This window comes from Sorangium sp. So ce296 (assembly GCF_051529605.1).
Taxonomy (GTDB): Bacteria; Myxococcota_A; Polyangia; order Polyangiales; family Polyangiaceae; genus Sorangium; species Sorangium cellulosum_D.
The window spans coordinates 14,359,181-14,375,920 of the sequence record NZ_CP150325.1 but is presented as its reverse complement, the minus strand read 5'-3'; the positions used below and the strand labels follow the sequence as shown (position 1 = coordinate 14,375,920).

12 protein-coding genes are annotated in these 16,740 nt (G+C 73.6%); 3 read left to right on the top strand and 9 right to left on the bottom strand.

All coding sequences use genetic code 11. The features are described from left to right. Window positions 1–475 precede the first annotated feature (475 nt). The gene (locus tag WME98_RS53040) at window positions 476–1,435 is read left to right on the top strand and encodes a diacylglycerol/polyprenol kinase family protein (RefSeq protein ID WP_437949159.1); all 960 of its coding nucleotides are present in this window, start codon (window positions 476–478) and stop codon (window positions 1,433–1,435) included. Window positions 1,436–1,437: 2 nt separating this feature from the next. Here the strand turns inward: WME98_RS53040 and WME98_RS53035 are convergent, their stop codons facing one another. The 7 genes from WME98_RS53035 to WME98_RS53005 form a co-directional block, all read right to left on the bottom strand. Then, on the bottom strand, window positions 1,438–2,079 hold the full coding sequence (locus WME98_RS53035; RefSeq protein ID WP_437949158.1) for an HD domain-containing protein: 642 nt from the start codon (window positions 2,077–2,079) through the stop codon (window positions 1,438–1,440). Between the two features lie 232 nt (window positions 2,080–2,311). Continuing rightward, window positions 2,312–3,172, bottom strand: a complete 861-nt coding sequence (locus tag WME98_RS53030) for a mechanosensitive ion channel family protein (protein WP_437949157.1) — start codon at window positions 3,170–3,172, stop codon at window positions 2,312–2,314. A gap of 322 nt (window positions 3,173–3,494) precedes the next feature. Continuing rightward, window positions 3,495–4,307, bottom strand: coding sequence for an SUMF1/EgtB/PvdO family nonheme iron enzyme (locus WME98_RS53025; RefSeq protein WP_437949156.1), 813 nt, complete (start codon window positions 4,305–4,307; stop codon window positions 3,495–3,497). 696 nt (window positions 4,308–5,003) lie between these two features. Continuing rightward, window positions 5,004–6,224, bottom strand: a complete 1,221-nt coding sequence (locus WME98_RS53020; RefSeq protein ID WP_437949155.1) for a matrixin family metalloprotease — start codon at window positions 6,222–6,224, stop codon at window positions 5,004–5,006. Window position 6,225: 1 nt separating this feature from the next. Next, entirely contained in the window at window positions 6,226–6,795 is a 570-nt protein-coding gene (locus WME98_RS53015) for a hypothetical protein (RefSeq protein WP_437949154.1), read from the bottom strand. Window positions 6,796–7,168: 373 nt separating this feature from the next. Further along, entirely contained in the window at window positions 7,169–9,184 is a 2,016-nt protein-coding gene (locus WME98_RS53010; protein ID WP_437949153.1) for a DUF4139 domain-containing protein, read from the bottom strand. Window positions 9,185–9,300: 116 nt separating this feature from the next. Beyond that, window positions 9,301–9,783 carry a peroxiredoxin gene (locus WME98_RS53005; protein ID WP_061624854.1) on the bottom strand — a complete coding sequence of 161 codons (483 nt, stop codon included), beginning with the start codon at window positions 9,781–9,783 and terminating at the stop codon, window positions 9,301–9,303. A 272-nt stretch (window positions 9,784–10,055) separates the two neighbouring features. Between WME98_RS53005 and WME98_RS53000 the strand changes: the two genes are divergently transcribed. Continuing rightward, window positions 10,056–11,213 (top strand): hypothetical protein, encoded by a 1,158-nt coding sequence (locus WME98_RS53000; RefSeq protein WP_437949152.1) that lies wholly within the window; start codon window positions 10,056–10,058, stop codon window positions 11,211–11,213. A gap of 256 nt (window positions 11,214–11,469) precedes the next feature. Here the strand turns inward: WME98_RS53000 and WME98_RS52995 are convergent, their stop codons facing one another. After that, a complete protein-coding gene (locus tag WME98_RS52995; protein ID WP_437949151.1) occupies window positions 11,470–11,955 on the bottom strand; it encodes a hypothetical protein in 486 nt (161 codons plus the stop codon). Between the two features lie 333 nt (window positions 11,956–12,288). After that, the gene (locus WME98_RS52990; protein WP_437949150.1) at window positions 12,289–13,887 is read right to left on the bottom strand and encodes a serine/threonine-protein kinase; all 1,599 of its coding nucleotides are present in this window, start codon (window positions 13,885–13,887) and stop codon (window positions 12,289–12,291) included. 171 nt (window positions 13,888–14,058) lie between these two features. Here WME98_RS52990 and WME98_RS52985 point away from each other — a divergent pair, with 171 nt between their 5' ends. Beyond that, complete coding sequence (locus tag WME98_RS52985) at window positions 14,059–16,695, top strand: protein kinase domain-containing protein (RefSeq protein WP_437949149.1); 2,637 nt, start codon at window positions 14,059–14,061, stop codon at window positions 16,693–16,695. Window positions 16,696–16,740: the final 45 nt, after the last annotated feature.

Sequence of the window (16,740 nt, the reverse complement as noted above, 5' to 3'; positions counted from 1 at the left end):
GGCTCCGAACCCGACATGGAATAAAGAGGATACCGTCGCGCTCCACTCCATGAATCCATGAATCCATGAATTACGCTGTTGGGATCCTTCCCGCGTCGCGGGGCGCATCGGCCGCGCGCGTGTCGTGCTCGACCGACCTGGGCAGGAGCGAGGGCTGTCGCGCCCGCCGCCTTCGCCGGCGTCGGGCCGGGTGAGGAGCCGGGGAGCGATGGCTCAGGAGGCCCCCGATCATGCGGTGCGTCGTCGCTGCGCGGGCTCATGCGTCGGCCGCGCGACACGGGCTCGTGCGGCGTCGGCCGCGTAGCCACGGGCTCGTGCAGCAAGGACTCGAGCGTGAAGGCGGTTACGCGGTCATGCGCGCCGCGGCGCGCCTCAGCGGCGCGCGCGCGGCGAGCCAGCCCACGTACGCCCCTGCGGTATGACAAAGCGCTGACATGCCGCGCGGGCCGCGGAGACTATTCTCATAAAAGCCAACGTGATCCACGCCTTGCACGTCGAGACCAAGCTCGTCTCCGAAGAGCTCTGCGCTCTTCTGCGTCAGGTCGATCCCGCGGTCTTCGTCTTCCGGGACGAGCCCGAGGTGCGCGCCCGGGTCGATCGGGTGGTGTTGCGGCTCCGGGAGCTCGTCGTGGCCGCCGAGCGCGACGACACCGGGGGCGCGCTCGATCGGCTCCGCGACCGCCTCCGCGCGCTGCTCGCGGCGGTCGAGCGCGCGACCCCGTCCGGGACGCCCTCGCCCAAGGCGGCGTGGATCGCGTTCCAGCGCGAGGTCCAGCCTGCCTACGAGTCGTTGCTGCTGACGCTGCGTGGGGTCGTCGCGGCGCCGCCGAGCGTCCGGCCGACGAACCATGCGCGCAGCCTGTGGCACGTGGGCTCGGGGCTGGCGGTGCTCGGGCTGATCCAGCTCCTGCCCGAGCGCGGCTGGCTCGTGGCCGTGAGCGGCGCGTTCGCGGCGGCGGCGTGGTCGATGGAGATCGCGCGCCGGGTGAGCGAGCGGGTCAACGATCGGCTGATGCGGATGTTCCGGCTCGTGGCGCACCCGCACGAGCGTTACCGGGTGAACTCGTCGACCTGGTACATGACGGCGCTGCTCTTGCTGGCGCTGTTCGGGACGCGGCTGAGCCAGTCGCTCGCCGTGGTGGTGCTCGCGGTGGCCGACCCCGCGGCGGCGCTCATCGGCCGGCGCTTCGGCCGCACGCGGCTGCGCGACGGCCGCTCGCTGGAGGGGACGCTCGCGTTCTTCGCGGCCGGCGCGCTGAGCTCCCTCGCGGTGATGTGGGCGCTCGGCCCCGCGTCGTTTTCCTCGCGGCTCCTCCTGGCGGCCGTCGCCGGCCTGGCCGGGGCGGCCACCGAGCTGTTCTCGTCGCGGATGGACGACAACTTCACGATCCCGGTCGCCGTGGCGGCCGCGGTGACCGTCGCCGGCGCGGGCTGAGCTCAGGGCGCCTCGGCGCCGATCTCGACCGCGAGGTGGGCGAGGTACTGCCTCATGAACTCCGCCCGTCGCGCCCCCTCGCGACGCCCGGCGGCCGTCCTCAGGCTCTCGGCGGTCTTGAACAGCTTCACATGGAAGTGGTCGATCGCGTTCTCGCGGTCGTTCCACGGCCGCCGCTCGGCGAACGGATCCTGGGGATCGTAGAACCGCACCCCGAGCAGCCCGCCCACGGCGAAGCAGCGGGCGATCCCGATGGCCCCCAGCCCGTCGAGCCGGTCCGCGTCCTGGACGACCCTGGCCTCGAGGGTCCTCGGCTCGATGCCCGCGCTGTAGCTGTGGGCCTCGATGGCGTGGGCGATGTCCGCGAGGAAGGCCTCGGGGTACGCGACGCTCCGGAGGAAGCGCAGCGCCTCCTCGGCGGACAGCCGCGAGGCCTGGGAGCGCCTGGGATCGTTCTTGGGGACGTTCACGAGGTCGTGCAGCCAGGCCGCGGGGACGACGACCTCCAGCCTGGCCCCTTCGTCCGCCGCGAGGGCCTTGGCCGTGGCGACCACGCGCGTGAAATGCGCCAGATCGTGGGCCGGATCCTTGCCGAGATCGGTCTGCTCGAGCTTCTTCGCGAAGAGCGCTTCCCAGTCCCTCATCCCTCGCCTCTTACTCACCGAGGCGAGCGCGAGCAACATCGACGGGAAGAGCGAGGGCCCTTCGAGGCGCGCACAGCGACTCCGTGTCAGGACGGCATCTTGCTCCGCTGATGAAGGATGAGCTGCGTCCGGTTCATCAGCTTGATCCCCTCCGCGTCGAGCTCCTCGATCTGCCCCTTGGGCTCAAGGCCCGTCGCGCGCGGGCCGCCGCGCGCGACCGGTCGGCGGCGCGTCAGGCCGTCGGGTGCGCCTCGGCGCCCGCGCCGCGGGGAGGCGCGGCCGCGAGCTGGTTGATCTGCACGTGCTGGCTCGGGACAGGCAGCGCCAGCTTGCCGAGCTCCTCGCGGATGACCTTGTTGGTGGCGAAGAAGACGTCACCGTAAGAGCTGCTGTTGCAGAAGGGCCGGACGGCCAGCACGGGCCCGGCGAGGTTGAACTCCAGGATCTCGACGACCGGCGCGGGCTCCTGGACCACGTTGGGGATGAGCACGAGGCGCGCCTTCAGCCGGGCGATCGCCGCCTCGTGATCCGCGCCATGCGCGAGCTGCGCCGTGCAATCGACGCGGCGGAACGGGTTCGCGCTGAAGTTCTGGATCGTCTCGCTGAAGATCTTGGCGTTGCCCACGATGGTGCGGACGTTGTCCCCCGTATCCAGGGCGGTCGCGAAGAGCCCGATCGAGTGGACTGCGCCCGTCACGCCCCCGGCCGTCACGACATCGCCGGTCTTGAAGGGGCGCAGGAGGATCATGAAGATGCCCGCCGCGAGGTTCGAGAGGAGCCCGGACCACGCCATGCCGATGGCGATGCCGACCGCGGCGAGCAGGCTGGCGAAGGTGGTCGTCTCGACGCCGAAGACGCTGAGCACCGCGATGACGAGCAGGATGTTCAGCAGCACGGACACCGCCGACTCCAGATAATGCGCCAGCGTGGTGTCGAGCTTCTTCAGCGCGGAGCTGCGCTGCATGACCGAGAGGACCGCCCGGATGATCATCCGGCCGATGACCCAGACCAGGATCGCGCCCACGATCTTCGTGCCGACGCTCACCCCGAGCGCGACCCCCATGTCCATGTATCGCTGAACTCTCTCGTCCATCTCAAGCCTCCTGGCGACGTGCGCGCCGCTCGCGGGGCGCCCTGTGCAAGGCGCGTGCGCGCCTCGCCGTGATAGAGCTTCCCCCGGCGGGCAGCTCTATCACGCCACGAGGCCGGTCCGCGAGAGGGGCGGCAGAGATCTTCGAGCATCAGCCCTGCGGCCTGCACACCTCAGCGGGCCGCAGGGCCGGCGAGCGCCCGCGCCTCTAGGCGCCGGCGCGCCCTCCTCGCGCGCCGGCGCCCGCAGGTCCTGCCGGGCCCGCGCACGGTCGCTCGCGTCTGCGGTCAGGATGCCGAGATCGGCGCCACGGACCCGCTGGGCCCTACGTCGCCTGCGACTCCACGTCGGCGCAGCAGCGGAAGCCGACCTCGTAGCCGTAGTCGTCTTCCTTGTGAAAGGTCGTCATCGGGCGGCACTGGCTCCGGATCGGACCCCACCACCCGCCCTTGAGGCCGCTGCGGTAGGGGGCCTTCTGGTCGGTGCGCACCACCCACTCGTTGACGTTGCCGTTCAGATCGAAGACGCCTGCCCACGAGGCGCACTCCGCGCGCGAGCCGGCCGGCTCGCGGCCGTCCAGGCGCGCCAGCTCGGCGGCGCATCGCTCGTTCTGCATGCAGGCCTCGTGGTGGAGCAGCCGCTGCGAGTGGTCCGGAAAGCGGTACTCCCGGTCCTGATTGCACGTCTCGGCGTTCCGCTCGTAGCCGTAGACGTAAGGCAGCGCCTCGGGGCCCTCGCAGGCGAAGTTGAACTCGGCCTCGGTGCACAGCCGCTTGCCCTGCGCCTCGCAGAGATCGGCGGCCTGCTCCCACGAGGTCAGGGTGCGCGGCAGCTCGCCCGGGACGTTCGGGTACTCGTACCGGTCCATGCAGAACGAGAGGCTCTCGTTCTTCTTCGCGACGCACCGCGACGGCTCGCGGAAACGCAGGCACCGGGCGGCCACGCCCGGCTCGCCGTGGCGCTTCGTCCACTCGGGGTGGTATTCGAGGCATTCTTGCACCACCGCGGGGCAATACTCGCCTTCCACCCGCACCATACCGCCGGGGCAGCCCTCGGTCCTTCCGGGCAGGGTGACCGGCGCCTCGATCGCCGGGATCTCGTCCGTCGTGGGCCCGTCGAGCGGCCCGTCGCTCTCCATCTCCGGGGACGCGACCAGCGGGGGTTCGGACTGCGGGGGTTCGGACAGTGGAAGCTCGGACTGCGGGGGTTCGGACATCCCCCCGGCCCCGGAAAGCTCGCGAATCTCGCCGTTTCGAGCGTCCCTTCCCTCGGTGTCCGGGTGACTGCTGCAGCCAGAGGCCGCAACGCCAAGCAGTGTCAGTAGTACCGTGATGCCCTGGGTTCGCACAATGACCTCTTCCCACGTTTGCCTACATCGGCGCACATGCGTGGGCCAAGACTTGTACCGAGCTCGCCTTGTTCGTCCCGCGAGCCTCGGGAGCCGGGTGGAGAGATTGCAAAATCCCGGCCTACTGCCGTGCCCGGCGTATCGCGGGCCACGCGGCTGCGCGGCCCGTCGTCGACCCGCGGTGTGGCCGCCAGGACGGCCCGGATGGCCGCCCGGACGGCCGGGATGGCCGGCCAGCGCGCGGCCATCTCGGCACACCGTCTTGCGCGCGACGTGCGCGCCCTACGTCAGTTTTGCGGGGTTGGGTGGCCGCGGCCGTGTCGCCGCGTCCACGGTCGGTCTGCGGTCCTCGGGCGGCGCGAGCGGCGGCGTCGCGTCGGGACGATCATCGACGCGCGCCGCGCGCCGGGCCGGGGCCCGCCGGGCGGCCGGTGCCCGCGCCGGGGCGGCGGCCGGCGGTCCCCCGGAATGCCCGCGGGCGAGCGCTCAGCGCCGGCGCCGTCGCGAGGCCAGCGCGCCGAGCACGCCGAGGAGCATGACCCCCCCGAGATCGGCCGAGCGGCCGTTCGTCGAGCACGAGCACCCGGAGTCGCCGCCGGACTCCCCGTCGTCGCCCGTCGGCGTGTCGTCGGGCGACGAGCCTCCGCCGCCCACGCCGCTGCCCGAGGCGCTGCTCGAGGCGACCGACGAGCTCGCCGTCGCGCTCGTGGTCGATGCGCCGCCGGCCGAGGAGGTCGACGTGCTGCTCGCGCTCGCGCCGCCGTCGCCGCCGCCTTCGCCGCCGCCACCGCCGTCGCCCCCGTCGACGCCGGCGCACTCGGTGGAGCACTCCGCCGAGCACTCGCCGCAGATGCACTCGATGATACGGACGTAGATGCTGGCGCCCTCCGCATGGTCGTCCACGCAGCGCTGCGCGCACGCGTCGTCCACGCACTCGGAGTAACAGCCGGCGAATTCCCGGCACGGGCGCGACGCGCCGCACGCGTCGTACCGCGCCCTGCACACGCCCGTGAGCGAGTCGTTGGAGCAGCTGTTGCACTCGCTGCCGCCGCCGCTCGTGGCGCTCGCGGAGCTCGCGGCCGCGGTCCCGCCGATGGGGTACAGGGCGCACACGCCATCGATGTCGTCGTCCTCGAGGGAGCGGATCGACGCGCCTGCGACGTAGTACGCGGTCATCGTCGCGCCCCGCGCGTCGGAGTGGCCGAGGCCGAGGAAGTGTCCCTCTTCGTGCGTGGCGATCGACTGCGTGTCGACACATCCGTCGTTGCCGGTGTCGTTCCAGCAGAACCCGACGTTGTTGAAGACCATGTCGGCGTCCACGATGGCGTTGCCGAAACCCCAGGCCGGCGTCGTGACGCCGATGACCGAGTTGACGTCGCCGAGCGATGCCGGCCAGGAGTCGCTGATCCAGTGGAACACGCTCTTGCCGTCTCTGTGGTCGTAACGATCGTTGGTGTCGCCGAGGAGGGTGACCCCCCACTCCGTACACCCCACGCTCGACCACGCCTCGAACCCGGCCTGGATCCGGGAGACGGCGATGCCGGCGATCGGGCCCGGGATCGTCGACTGGTTGATGTAGTAGCCGACGGGCAGCTGGCCCCAGCGGGGGGTGCTGGGGTCGAGCGGCGTCCACGCGGCGGCCTCGCCAGCGGCGGCGAGGGACGAGAGGGCGCCGAAGGCGGCGGCGAGGGCGACGCGGCGCCTCACCTCACTTCACTCCCGCGAGGCGGACCACGTCCGTCATGAGGCTCTCGACGGGCTCGACCTCCTCGGCGGGCGCCTGCGTGGGCACCAGCGCGCCGCCGTTCCGCCGGACGAGGTGCAGCCCCTCGAGGCTGCGCCGCGCCAGGCCCTTCATGTCCACGTGATAGACGGACATCGCGAGCGCCGTGAAGTGCCATCGCCCCTTGTCGCCGGGGCGCAGGAAGACCACCGCGTCCTCGCCCTGCGAGAGGCTGGCGTCGCCGAGCACGCGCTGCGTCTTGCCTTTGTAGGTGCCGCCGATCTGCTCCAGCACGATCACCTTCGGACCGCCGTTGTTCGCGCCGCCCTTGAGCGGCTGAATGACCGTGAGCTCGGTGCGGGTCACGATCGATCTCCCGTCGTCGGACTCCGTCGTGTAGGACTTGCCGACGGTCACGCGCGCGACGGTCGCTGACTTGCGCACGAGCTCCTCGCGCGAGAGCAGGACGGCCGTCGTCGCGTCGGCGGGCGCGCCGAGGCAGAGCAGAGCGGCGGCAGCGGACAGGGAGAGCATTGCATTCACGCTTCTCTTCATGTCGATGACTCCTTAAGACCCTCTGTTCTATCCTGAAGCGCGCGCGGCGGCTATACGGGAATCAAGATGGAGCTCGTGCTCTCCGTGCTGCTGTGCAGTACATCTGTCGTGGAGACGGAACATCGCGCGATTGGATGGCGTCATGCCGTCGTCTGCGCCCGTCATCGCGCCGGTCATCGCGCCGGTCATCGCGCCCGTCATCGTGCAGTTACTCACCGCTCGTTGGGGGTGGGCCGAAATTTGTGCGGTGCCTGTGACGAGCAGCTCGTCCTCGAGGGCGAGCTCGTCATGTCGCTGCGCGACGGGAGGGAGATCGTCATCGCGCCCGGGAGCAGCGCGGGCCGCGCTTCGTCGGGCCCGCGGCCGGGCAGCCCTAGGGCGCGAGCGACAGGCCGCGCACGTAGTCGGCGAGCGCCCGCTCCGCGCTGGCCACCGCCTCCCGCGCGCCCGGGAGCTTCGCCGATACCGCGGCGATCCGGTCTTCCTGCTCGCTCAGCGCCCTGAGGTAGCGCTCCTGGAGCGCGCTCCCCGCGGGCACGACCTTGAGGTTCTCGCGCACGCGCTCCTGCTCGCCGCGCAGCGCCGCGAGCTCGGCCTCCAGCGCCGAGAGCGCGCGCCGCTGGGCTTCGACCGCCGCCCTGAGCTCCGCGATCCGCGCGAACACGGCGCGCAGCGCCTCGGGGATCTCGCGCGAGGACAGGTACACCTCGATCTGCTCGCTGGTGAGGCTCGTGAGCGCGATCGTGTGCGAGACCGGGTGCTCCAGCGCGACCGTGAGCCGCGCCGTCTCGCCCGCGGCCACCTCCCGCCGGATGCGGTAACGGTCGCGCGTCGTCTCGACGCCCTCCTTGGGCTCGGCGAGCTCCCAGCCGGCGAGGCGCGGGTGCTCGATGAGCACGACGCGCGGCTCGCGCGCGGCGCCCACGATCGTGTAGACCGTCACCTTGCGGGCGGTCCGGACGAGCTCCAGCACGCCGCCCTGGATCCTCGCGCGGGAGATCGCCTCCTCGGCCCGCTCCTCGCGGTCGATGCGCACCTTCAGGTCCACGGCGAAGCTCACGAGCCGCGACTCGCCCGGCGGCAGCGCCGCGAGCCGGGCGTCGCCCACGTAGGTGACGACCCCCCCGGCGGAGCGCTCGTAGACCGTCATCGCGCCGGGCGGCAGGCTCGTGTCGCCGTCGTTCCGCAGCCGCACCGAGGCGAGCGGCCGATGCGCGCTCGCCTCCCGCTGGTAGAGCCCCACGCGCTCCGCCGGGATCTCGCGATCGACGATCGGGAGGAGCGCCGTCTGCCCGCTCGCGATCGTGAGGGGCGCCGGGAAGTGGAACACGACCTGCGTCGCCGCCTCCTTGCGCTCCGGCGCGCGATCCTGGGCCTTCTCCTCGACCACGCCCTTCTCGGCGGGCGCGGGGGCCCCGGCGGGGCCCGCGAGGCCTTGATAGCCCGCGTGCCGCGCCGCCCTGGCCGCGAGCGCCGCGGCGCCATCGTCGAGCCGCGGCAACACGCGCTCGGCGACGTCGACGGGCACCTCCGGGCGGGACACGTAGTAGATCTCGTAGAGCGCCTGGCGGAACGTCACCGGGTTGCCCGACACCAGGGTGAAATCCACGTTCTCCCAGTCGCCGCCGCTCTGGTTCTCCACGATGGCCCACCCGGAGAGCGCGCCGGTCTTGGCCTGCGCGTCCTCTGGCACGGTGAGCCGATACGAGGTCTTCCAGAGCGGCACCTCGATGACGTAGGCCACCCGGACCACCCGCTCGCCCTCTCCGGCCGTGCGCACGACGAGCTCGCGGCGGTTGCGCTGGCGCCGGCTCGAGAGCCCGAGCAGCGCCGCGCTGACCTGCTGCCGCAGCCGCTCCTCGGCGAGCTCCACGCTCTCGAGCTCCTCCAGGACGACCTGCCTCAGCGCGCCGCGTGACATCAGCGCGAGCCAGTGCCGGTTCTCCGAGCCGCCGCCCGGCAGCGCCACCTGCGCCGCCGTGACCGCGACGATCCGCCCGGAGACGATCCCCTCGGGCCCGCGGGTCCGCACCTCGGCGCCGCGCAGGGCGTTCAGCAGGGCGGCCTCGGACTCCAGCGCTCCCTCGTCGAACGGGAGCTCGCGGAACAGGTCGCGCAGCGGCTCCCTCCCGGGAAGCGTGATGTTCCCGGTCACGCCGCGATCGTCATAGACGACGATGCTCTTCAGGACATCGTCGACCTGATCGAGCCGCACCTCGAGCCGGAGCTCGGCGTCGCCGCGCACGCGCGCCTCGTACTCGAAATAGCCGACGCCGCCGGTCGAGAGCACGACCCGGCGCAGCGAGAGCGCGCCCGCCGCGGTCCCCGGCCGGGCGACACCGGTCGCGTCGGCCGCCAGCGTCGCTGTCGTCCACGAGTGATGATCCATCGTCGCCTCCCCCGGCCGAGGCGTGCGATGGCCCCGCCGTGGAGGTCCATAACGCCCCTCTCCAGGGCGTCAACGACGGACGAAGGGGGGAGTTCGCGCGCCGCCCCCGGCGCCCATCAACCGCGGCCGGAGGCCTCGATCCGCTTCACGACGGCGAGCGCCTCCTCGACGTGCCTCGCCGCGCGGAGCTGGGAAGAAAAGACATGTCGAACGACCCCCTCGCGATCGATGACGAACGTCACGCGGCCCGGGAGGAGCCCCAAGAGCGGCTTGACGCCATAGCGCGCCGCGATCTGCCCGCCGGGGTCGCTGAGCAGCGTCATGGGCAGGCGGTGCTTCTGCGCGAACTGCTCGTGGGATCCCTCCGAGTCGGCGCTCACCCCGATGACCTCGGCGCCGGCCTCCGCGAACGCGTCGTAACGATCGCGGAAAGCGCACGACTCCGCGGTGCATATCGGGGTGTCGTCCTTGGGGTAGAAAAAGAGGACGACGGCCTTCTTGCCCCGGAAATCCGAGAGCTTCACCGCCTCTCGCTTCTGCGACTGCAGGGTGAAGTCAGGGGCGATCGCACCGACGGACAGGGTGGCGGAGCCGAGCATGGCGGTCCTCTACCCGATGCGCCGCGCCGCGTCCAAGGCCGCGAGGCCGCGCGGGAGACCCGCCGGCGGGCGCGCGCGGCGGCGGCTCCTCGCTCCGGAGCTTCTTCGTGATCTCCCGGCAGGCGCCCGATCGGGGGGACTCGGCGTCTCCCCGGGGACCGTGCCCGCGCCGGCCCGCGCCCCGGAGCGCTCGAGCGGGCGGCGGCCCCGAAGGCGCGCAGCGCGCGCCGGACACCGGCCACGGGCGGCCGATGGGCTACCCTGGGCGCCCCATGGCCACCACGTTCGCTGCGCTCCTCTTTCGACCCGCCGAGATCCCGGACCGCGCGCTGTCCCAGGGCTTTGCCGTGGCGCTCGGCGGCTGGGACGTCGCCTCGCCGCGCCTGTTCGTCGCGCCGCTCCCGGGCGTGCCCGGCTACGCCGCCGCGTTCTACGCGAGCGGCGAGCCCGCGGGCGGCGGCGACGAGCTCGACCACCTCGCCGAGCTCTTCGAGGACGAGCTCTCCCCGCCCGTCGCCGTGCTCGACGCGGCCGAAGGGCTCGGCCACGCGGGCGCGACGATCTTCGCGCTCGTGTTCTCGGAGGAGGTCGTCCACGACGACGGCTGGCGCTTCGAGGCGAGCGGGTTCGTCCGCCACTTCGTGCGGGAAGGGGAGGACGGCCTCGAGGCCGGCGTGGAGACGCCCGACCGGAGCGACCTCGTCGCCGTCGATGTCGACCTGCCGGAGACCGCGACCGCCCAGGAGGAGCGCGACGCGACGGATCGCGCGATCCGGCCGCACCGCGGCTCCACGTTCCTCGCGGCCGAGCTGGGGGCGCCGGTGCTCGGCGCGCTCATGGGCGGCCTCTTCGCGCCCGAGCGCCGGGTCGCCGTGCACCTCGTCGAGCCGGGGCCGGGGTCGATCGCCGCGGAGGTGAAGCGGCTCAACCGGGTGCTCCGGCGCGAGGACGGCCGCGGCGCGAAGGCGGAGCCCCCGCCGCCCGTCCGCGGCGTCGCCCCGCCGGCGACGTACGCGGCGTTCGCGCGCGCCTACGACTGGGCCGATCCGGCGGATCCGGAGGATCTCTACCGGGAGCTCGCGATCGGCGCCGTCGAGGGCACGCTGCGCTTCCTGCACGAGGACGAGCTCCGCGGCCACGAGCGCGAGGCCGGCTGGGGCGCGGCGGCGGCGCGGCAGCTCTACCCGATCGCGCGGCTCTCGGGCTCGGCGCTCGGCGGCGGCGCGGCCCAGCGGGCGATCCTCGCGCTCGGCGCCGACGGCGAGGCGCTCTGGGTCGTCCGCGGCGGCACGAGCGCGGCGCCCGCCGGTCCGACGTTCGGCGAGCTCCTGCGTTACCTCGCGCTGGGCTGGTCGCGCCGGAGCGACGCGGAGGAAGACCTCATCGGGGCGCTGATGCTGCGCGCGCGCCTCAGGTCGCTCGGGGGCTGAGCCGACGCGTGGGCGGCCGGGCGTCCGGCATTGAACGGTCGAACAGGACGGTGGGAGAACGATGTCGTCGCCGACTCACCACCTCCGCTGAGGCGCTTCGCGACGCGCGTTTCCATTCGATGGATAGGTCGTGCGCCTGAGCCCGCTTCCCTGGGGTGGGGCGCTTTGCCACGCGAATTTCTATTGAAACGATGGTGAGGGTCGCCGCGCCCCGCGCCTGCGGCGTGGGGCGCCTCGGTGCGTGTGCTCGCGCCGATCAGAGATAGGTGTCGTACGCCTGGCGCCCGGTGATGGCGGGGCGGACCGGGTACATGCTGGGGTCGTCAAGGACCATGTGGAGCACGCCCACGTCGCGTTCGCCGTGGGCGAATACGCTCACGAGGATCCCGCCCTGCTTGACGCCCTTTTCGTAGCGTTCCGCCCATTGCTTCGGGACGCCTGCGGAGATGAGGATCTCGCGCAGTCCGCCGGTGATCCCGGCGCCGACCGCGGTCGCCACCACGGCGGCGAGCGGGCCCGCCACCACAAATCCGAGGTCGGGAACCACGGCGCTCATGGCGATGGCGGCGCCGAACGTGTGCGCCGGCGGGGTTCCGTCCGGAACCCTGAAGCACCTGTGGCGCGTGGCGTCGGTCATCAGCAGGCTGACGTCCTGTCGCGTGTAGCCGCAGTCGATGATGCGTTCCGCCGCGGCTTCCGCCTCGTCGCGCGTCTGCACCAGGCCAATTACGAGCTTCGCCATGAGAGACCTCCTTCGCGTGAGCGCGTCCCCGCTCCGGGCCCCCGCGACGGATACCGCACGGACCATGCCAATTCGGAATTCTCACGCAGCCGTGCGATTGCTTCGATATTTGCCGCCCCTGGACCCTGGCCGAGCGAGGCGGGATGTCGCACTGGGCCCGCCGTGCCTCGCCTTCTGATGGCAACTTTCGCCTGCATTGCGCGGTATTCCAACTTTGAAAGCGAACGGCGCGAGAAGGCCGTGACAGGAGGTCTCGTCCGGCCGGTCCGGCCGCACGCGCCGGCGTTCGTGGAACGCCTGGGGCGGCTGGAGCGCGGCAGCGCGGAGGTCGCCTCAGAAGCCGATCGTGTCCTCGAGCGGCGCGGGTGGCGGCTTCGTCGCCGCCGGGCGGCCCGCGGTCGCGGCCCGGCCGCGGCCGTCCGCGGCGCCGCGCGGCGCTGCGGTCGCGCCCGGCTTCCCGGCCGCGGTCGCGCCGGTCCGGGGTCCTGCCGCGCCCGGCTGGGACGACTCGGCGCCCGCCGCGGCCGGCCGAGCGCCCGCCGCGGCCGGCTGGGCCGCCTGAGCGCCCGCCGCGGCCTCGGCCGTGTCCGCCTTCGCGGGCTCGACCGCGGCCTCCGCCGCGGGGTCCGCCGGCGCGATCTGCCCCGGCGCCACGGCGCCCCCCTGCGCAGCGGGCCCAGCCGGCTGCGCTGCGCCCGACGCCGCCTGCCGGGGCGCCGGGTCGGCCGAGGGCGAAGACTCCTCCACGCTGGACGACGGCCTCGCCACCAGGAACACGACCACCGACAGGGCCGCCCCCGCGGCGAGCGCCCCCGCCAGGATGGCCGGCGCCCATTTGCGGGGCCCGTCCATCCCCGAGGTCGCCATGCCGGCGAGCGTCCGCCCCGGCGTGCCCGTGCTCGACAGCCGCGCGCCCGGCGCCGACGACGGCGTGCCGGTCGTCGAGAGCCGCGCGCCCGGCGGAGGCGGCACCGGCGCCGGCGCCCCGAACAGCACCGGCTGCGACCCGCTCCCGGGCGCGCCCCCGTGGCTCGCCCGGTCCCCGCTGGACGACGGCTCGCTCGTGAACGGCGTGCGCGCGAGGCCGAGGACCGCGTGCTCCAGCGCCTCCGCCATCTGCCGCGCCGACGCGAAGCGCGCCGCCGGATCGAGCGCCAGCGCCCGCTTCATCCAGGCGTCGATCGCCGGCGAGAGCTCCGGCCGGATCGCGCTCGGCGGCGCGAAGATCCCGGTGTGGAGCACGACCGACAGCGCGCCCAGCGTCTCGCCCCGGAACGGCACCTGCCCGGTGAGCGCGTGGTAGGCGACCACCGCGAGACCCCAGAGATCCGCGCGGAAGTCGACGTGCTTCGCGCTGAGCAGCTGCTCGGGGCTCATGTAGAGCGGCGTGCCGAGCATGCTCCCGGTCGACGTCATGCCGAGATCGCCCTGCGGCGCGCCCTGGACCCGCTTCGCCACCCCGAAATCGACCACCTTCACGAACAGCTCGCCCTCGACGTCGAGCAGGAAGATGTTGTCCGGCTTGACGTCGCGGTGGACGATCCCGAGCTGGTGCGCCCGCCCGAGCGCCTTCGCCGTCTGCGCCACGATCGCCGCGACCTCGACCGGCGGCAGCGCGCCCAGCCGCTGCATGCGGCTCTTCAGGTCCTCTCCCTCGAGCAGCTCCATCACGATGTACGGCACGCCGTCCGGCGTGACCCCGTGATCGAAGACCTGCGCGACGTGCGGGCTCTTGATCTGCGCGGCCGCCATCGCCTCCCGCCGGAAGCGCTCGACGAAGCCGCTCTGGTCCGCGTAGGCCGGCGACATGAACTTCACCGCCACCTGCGTCCCGAGCGCGAGGTGATCGGCCACCCACACGCTCCCCATCGCCCCCTTGCCGAGCTCCCGCGCCAGCCTGAGCGTGCTCGTCACCTGCTGTCCGGGGTTCATCGGGGGGTGCCTCTCCAATCCGCCGAGCCGCCGACCCGAGAAGGCGTCCTGTGCGCGAAGCGCGGTCCTCCGGGCGTCTACGCGCACAGCGTACAACAAACACCCCGAACCGTCACCACCGAGCGCGTAGGCCGCGGACGTGGCAGGTGCTCTCGGATAAGCTCTCGCCATATGCGCGAGGGCACGCTGGTCGCAGGCCGGTTCGAGGTGCACCGCCTTGCCGGCGCCGGCGGGATGGGCACGGTCTACCGGGCGACCGACCAGCTCACCGGCCGGGCCGTGGCGCTCAAGGTCGCGCCCCCGGAGCTCGCGGCCCGCTTCCGGCGCGAGGCGCGCCTGCTCGAGGCCGTGCAGCACCCGCTCATCGTCCAGCACATCGCCCACGGCACGAGCGACGACGGCGCCCTGTGGCTCGCGATGGAGTGGCTCGACGGCGTCACGCTCGACGCGCGCCTCGGCGAGGGGCCGCTCCCCGTCGCCGACGCGCTGCTCGTCGCGCACCAGATCGCCGACGCGCTCGCCGCCGTGCACGCGCTCGGGATCACCCACCGCGACCTCAAGCCGAGCAACGTGCTCCTCCGCGACGGCAGGGTCGACGGCGTCGTCCTGCTCGACTTCGGCGTCGCGCGGGCGGCGGCGTCGACCACCCTCGTCACGGAGGCCAGCTCGCTCGTCGGCTCGCTCGGCTACGTCGCGCCCGAGCAGGCGCGCGGCGACGCCGAGGTCGACGCGCGCGCCGACGTCTTCGCGCTCGGGGTGCTGCTCTTCGAGAGCCTCGCCGGGCAGCGCCCCTTCGCGGCCGACGACCCGCTCGCCGAGATGTGCCGCATCCTCCTCGAGGAGGCGCCGCGCCTCGCCGAACGGCGCCCCGACGTGCCGCCGGCCATCGACGAGCTCGTCGCGCGCCTCCTGGCGAAGGACCCGTCCGCCCGCCCCGCGGACGGCCGCGCGGCCGCGGCCGCGCTCGCGGAGACGCGCACCCTCCTCGCGCACGCGCCCGGCGAGGGCGGGGACGGCGCGCCGGCGTCGGTCACGGGCGACGAGCGGCGGCTCATCAGCGTCGTCCTCGTCGACCTGGGCGCTGCGGACCCCGAGCCGGCGAGCGATCGCGGCGTCGAGCGCGTCGTCGCGGACGTCGCCGAGGCGTTCGGCGGCGATCGGGTGCGGCTCGCGGGCGGCACGCGGATGGTGCTCCTGTCCTCGCAGACCGACGAGGCGTTCACCGGCCGCGGCGGCTCGGGCACGATGGTCGCCTTCGACCTCGCGGCGCGCGCCGCGCAGTGCGCCCTCGCGATGAAGGCGCGCCTGCCCGGGCGCCCGGTCGCGCTCGCCACCGGCCGGGCGCAGGTGGGCGAGCGCCTGCCCGCGGGCGACGTGATCGACCGCGCGGTCGCCCGGCTGCGCGAGGCCGGGGCCGACGTGCGCATCGACGAGGTCACGGCGGGGCTCGCGGCCCCGCGCTTCGAGGTGATCGGCGACGGCCCCTCGTTCCTGCTGAAGGGCGAGCGCGACGGCACGGAGCCGGAGCGCACGCTCCTCGGGCGCGTCACCGCGTTCGTCGGGCGCGACCGCGAGCTCGCGATGCTGCGCGGCCTCTACGAGCAGAGCGCCGACGAGCCCGTGGCGCGCGCCGCGCTGGTGCTCGGCGAGGCGGGCATCGGCAAGACGCGCCTGCGCTGCGAGCTCGTCCGCGCGGTGCGCGAGGCCGACGCGCGCGCGTCGGTCTACGTGGCCCGCGGCGACCCGATCGGCGCGGGGGCGCCGTTCGGCATGCTGGGCGAGATCGTCCTCGCGGCCGCGGGCTGCCTGCCCGGCGAGGCGATCGAGGCGCGGCGCGGCAAGATCCGCGAGCACGTGGCGCGCGCCGTGCCGGCCGCGGAGGCGCGGCGCATCGCGTTCTTCCTCGGCGAGATCGCGGGCACGCCGTTCGACGATCCGGATCCCGAGCTCGACGGCGCGCGGGGGGACGCGGTCTTCCTGGGCGAGCAGGCGCGCCGCGCCGTGCTCGACTGGCTCGCCGCGCGGTGCGCCGAGGGGCCGGTGGTGGCGGTGCTCGAGGACATGCACTGGAGCGATCACGCCTCGGTGTCGGTGCTGGACGAGGCGCTCCTCTCGCTCGCGGATCGCCCGCTGCTCGTGCTCGGCTTCGCGCGCCACAGCGTGATGGAGACGTTCCCCGGGCTGTGGGCGGCGCGCGGCGTGCAGCACATCAAGCTCGGCGCGCTGAGCCCGCGGGCGGCCGAGCGGCTCGTCCGCAGCGTGTTCGGCGACGAGCTCGCGCCGTCCGAGGTGGCGCGGCTGGTCGAGCACGCGGACGGCCACCCGTTCTTCCTCGAGGAGCTGATGCGCGCGCGGGCCGAGGGCCGGAGCGACCTGCCGCCCACGGTGGTGGCGCTGATGCACACGCGGATCGAGGCGCTGCCGGCCGAGGCGAGGCGCACGCTGCGCGCGGCGAGCCTGTTCGGCGGGAGCTTCTGGCCCGACGGGGTGCGGCAGCTGCTCGGCGCCGGCACGTCGGCCGAGGCGCTCGATCGCTGGTTGAAGGGCCTGCTCTCGGAGGAACTCGTCGCCCGGCGGGGCGTGTCGCGCTACCCGGGGCACGAGGAGCTCACGTTCCGCCACGCCCTCGTGCGCGACGCCGCCTACGGGATGCTCACCGACGGCGATCGCGCCGCCGGCCACCGCGCGGCCGCGCGGTGGCTGCGCTCGGTGGGCGAGACCGACGAGCGGGTCCTTGCCGAGCACGTCGAGCTGGGCGGCGAGCCCGAGCGCGAAGCCGGCGAGGCGCTCGCCCGCGGCCCGGCGTGAGGGCGGCAGGGAAGCAGGGAACCAGGGAACCAGGGACGCAGAGAA

What these genes read in the sequence shown, in the direction of transcription:
- WME98_RS52985 (WP_437949149.1), top strand. Translation starts at nt 14,059, where the DNA reads ATGCGCGAGGGCACGCTGGTCGCAGGCCGGTTCGAGGTGCACCGCCTT.
- WME98_RS53035 (WP_437949158.1), bottom strand. Translation starts at nt 2,079, where the DNA reads ATGAGGGACTGGGAAGCGCTCTTCGCGAAGAAGCTCGAGCAGACCGAT.
- WME98_RS52995 (WP_437949151.1), bottom strand. Translation starts at nt 11,955, where the DNA reads ATGGCGAAGCTCGTAATTGGCCTGGTGCAGACGCGCGACGAGGCGGAA.
- WME98_RS53015 (WP_437949154.1), bottom strand. Translation starts at nt 6,795, where the DNA reads ATGAAGAGAAGCGTGAATGCAATGCTCTCCCTGTCCGCTGCCGCCGCT.
- WME98_RS53030 (WP_437949157.1), bottom strand. Translation starts at nt 3,172, where the DNA reads ATGGACGAGAGAGTTCAGCGATACATGGACATGGGGGTCGCGCTCGGG.
- WME98_RS53010 (WP_437949153.1), bottom strand. Translation starts at nt 9,184, where the DNA reads ATGGATCATCACTCGTGGACGACAGCGACGCTGGCGGCCGACGCGACC.
- WME98_RS53025 (WP_437949156.1), bottom strand. Translation starts at nt 4,307, where the DNA reads ATGGAGAGCGACGGGCCGCTCGACGGGCCCACGACGGACGAGATCCCG.
- WME98_RS53000 (WP_437949152.1), top strand. Translation starts at nt 10,056, where the DNA reads ATGGCCACCACGTTCGCTGCGCTCCTCTTTCGACCCGCCGAGATCCCG.
- WME98_RS52990 (WP_437949150.1), bottom strand. Translation starts at nt 13,887, where the DNA reads ATGAACCCCGGACAGCAGGTGACGAGCACGCTCAGGCTGGCGCGGGAG.
- WME98_RS53005 (WP_061624854.1), bottom strand. Translation starts at nt 9,783, where the DNA reads ATGCTCGGCTCCGCCACCCTGTCCGTCGGTGCGATCGCCCCTGACTTC.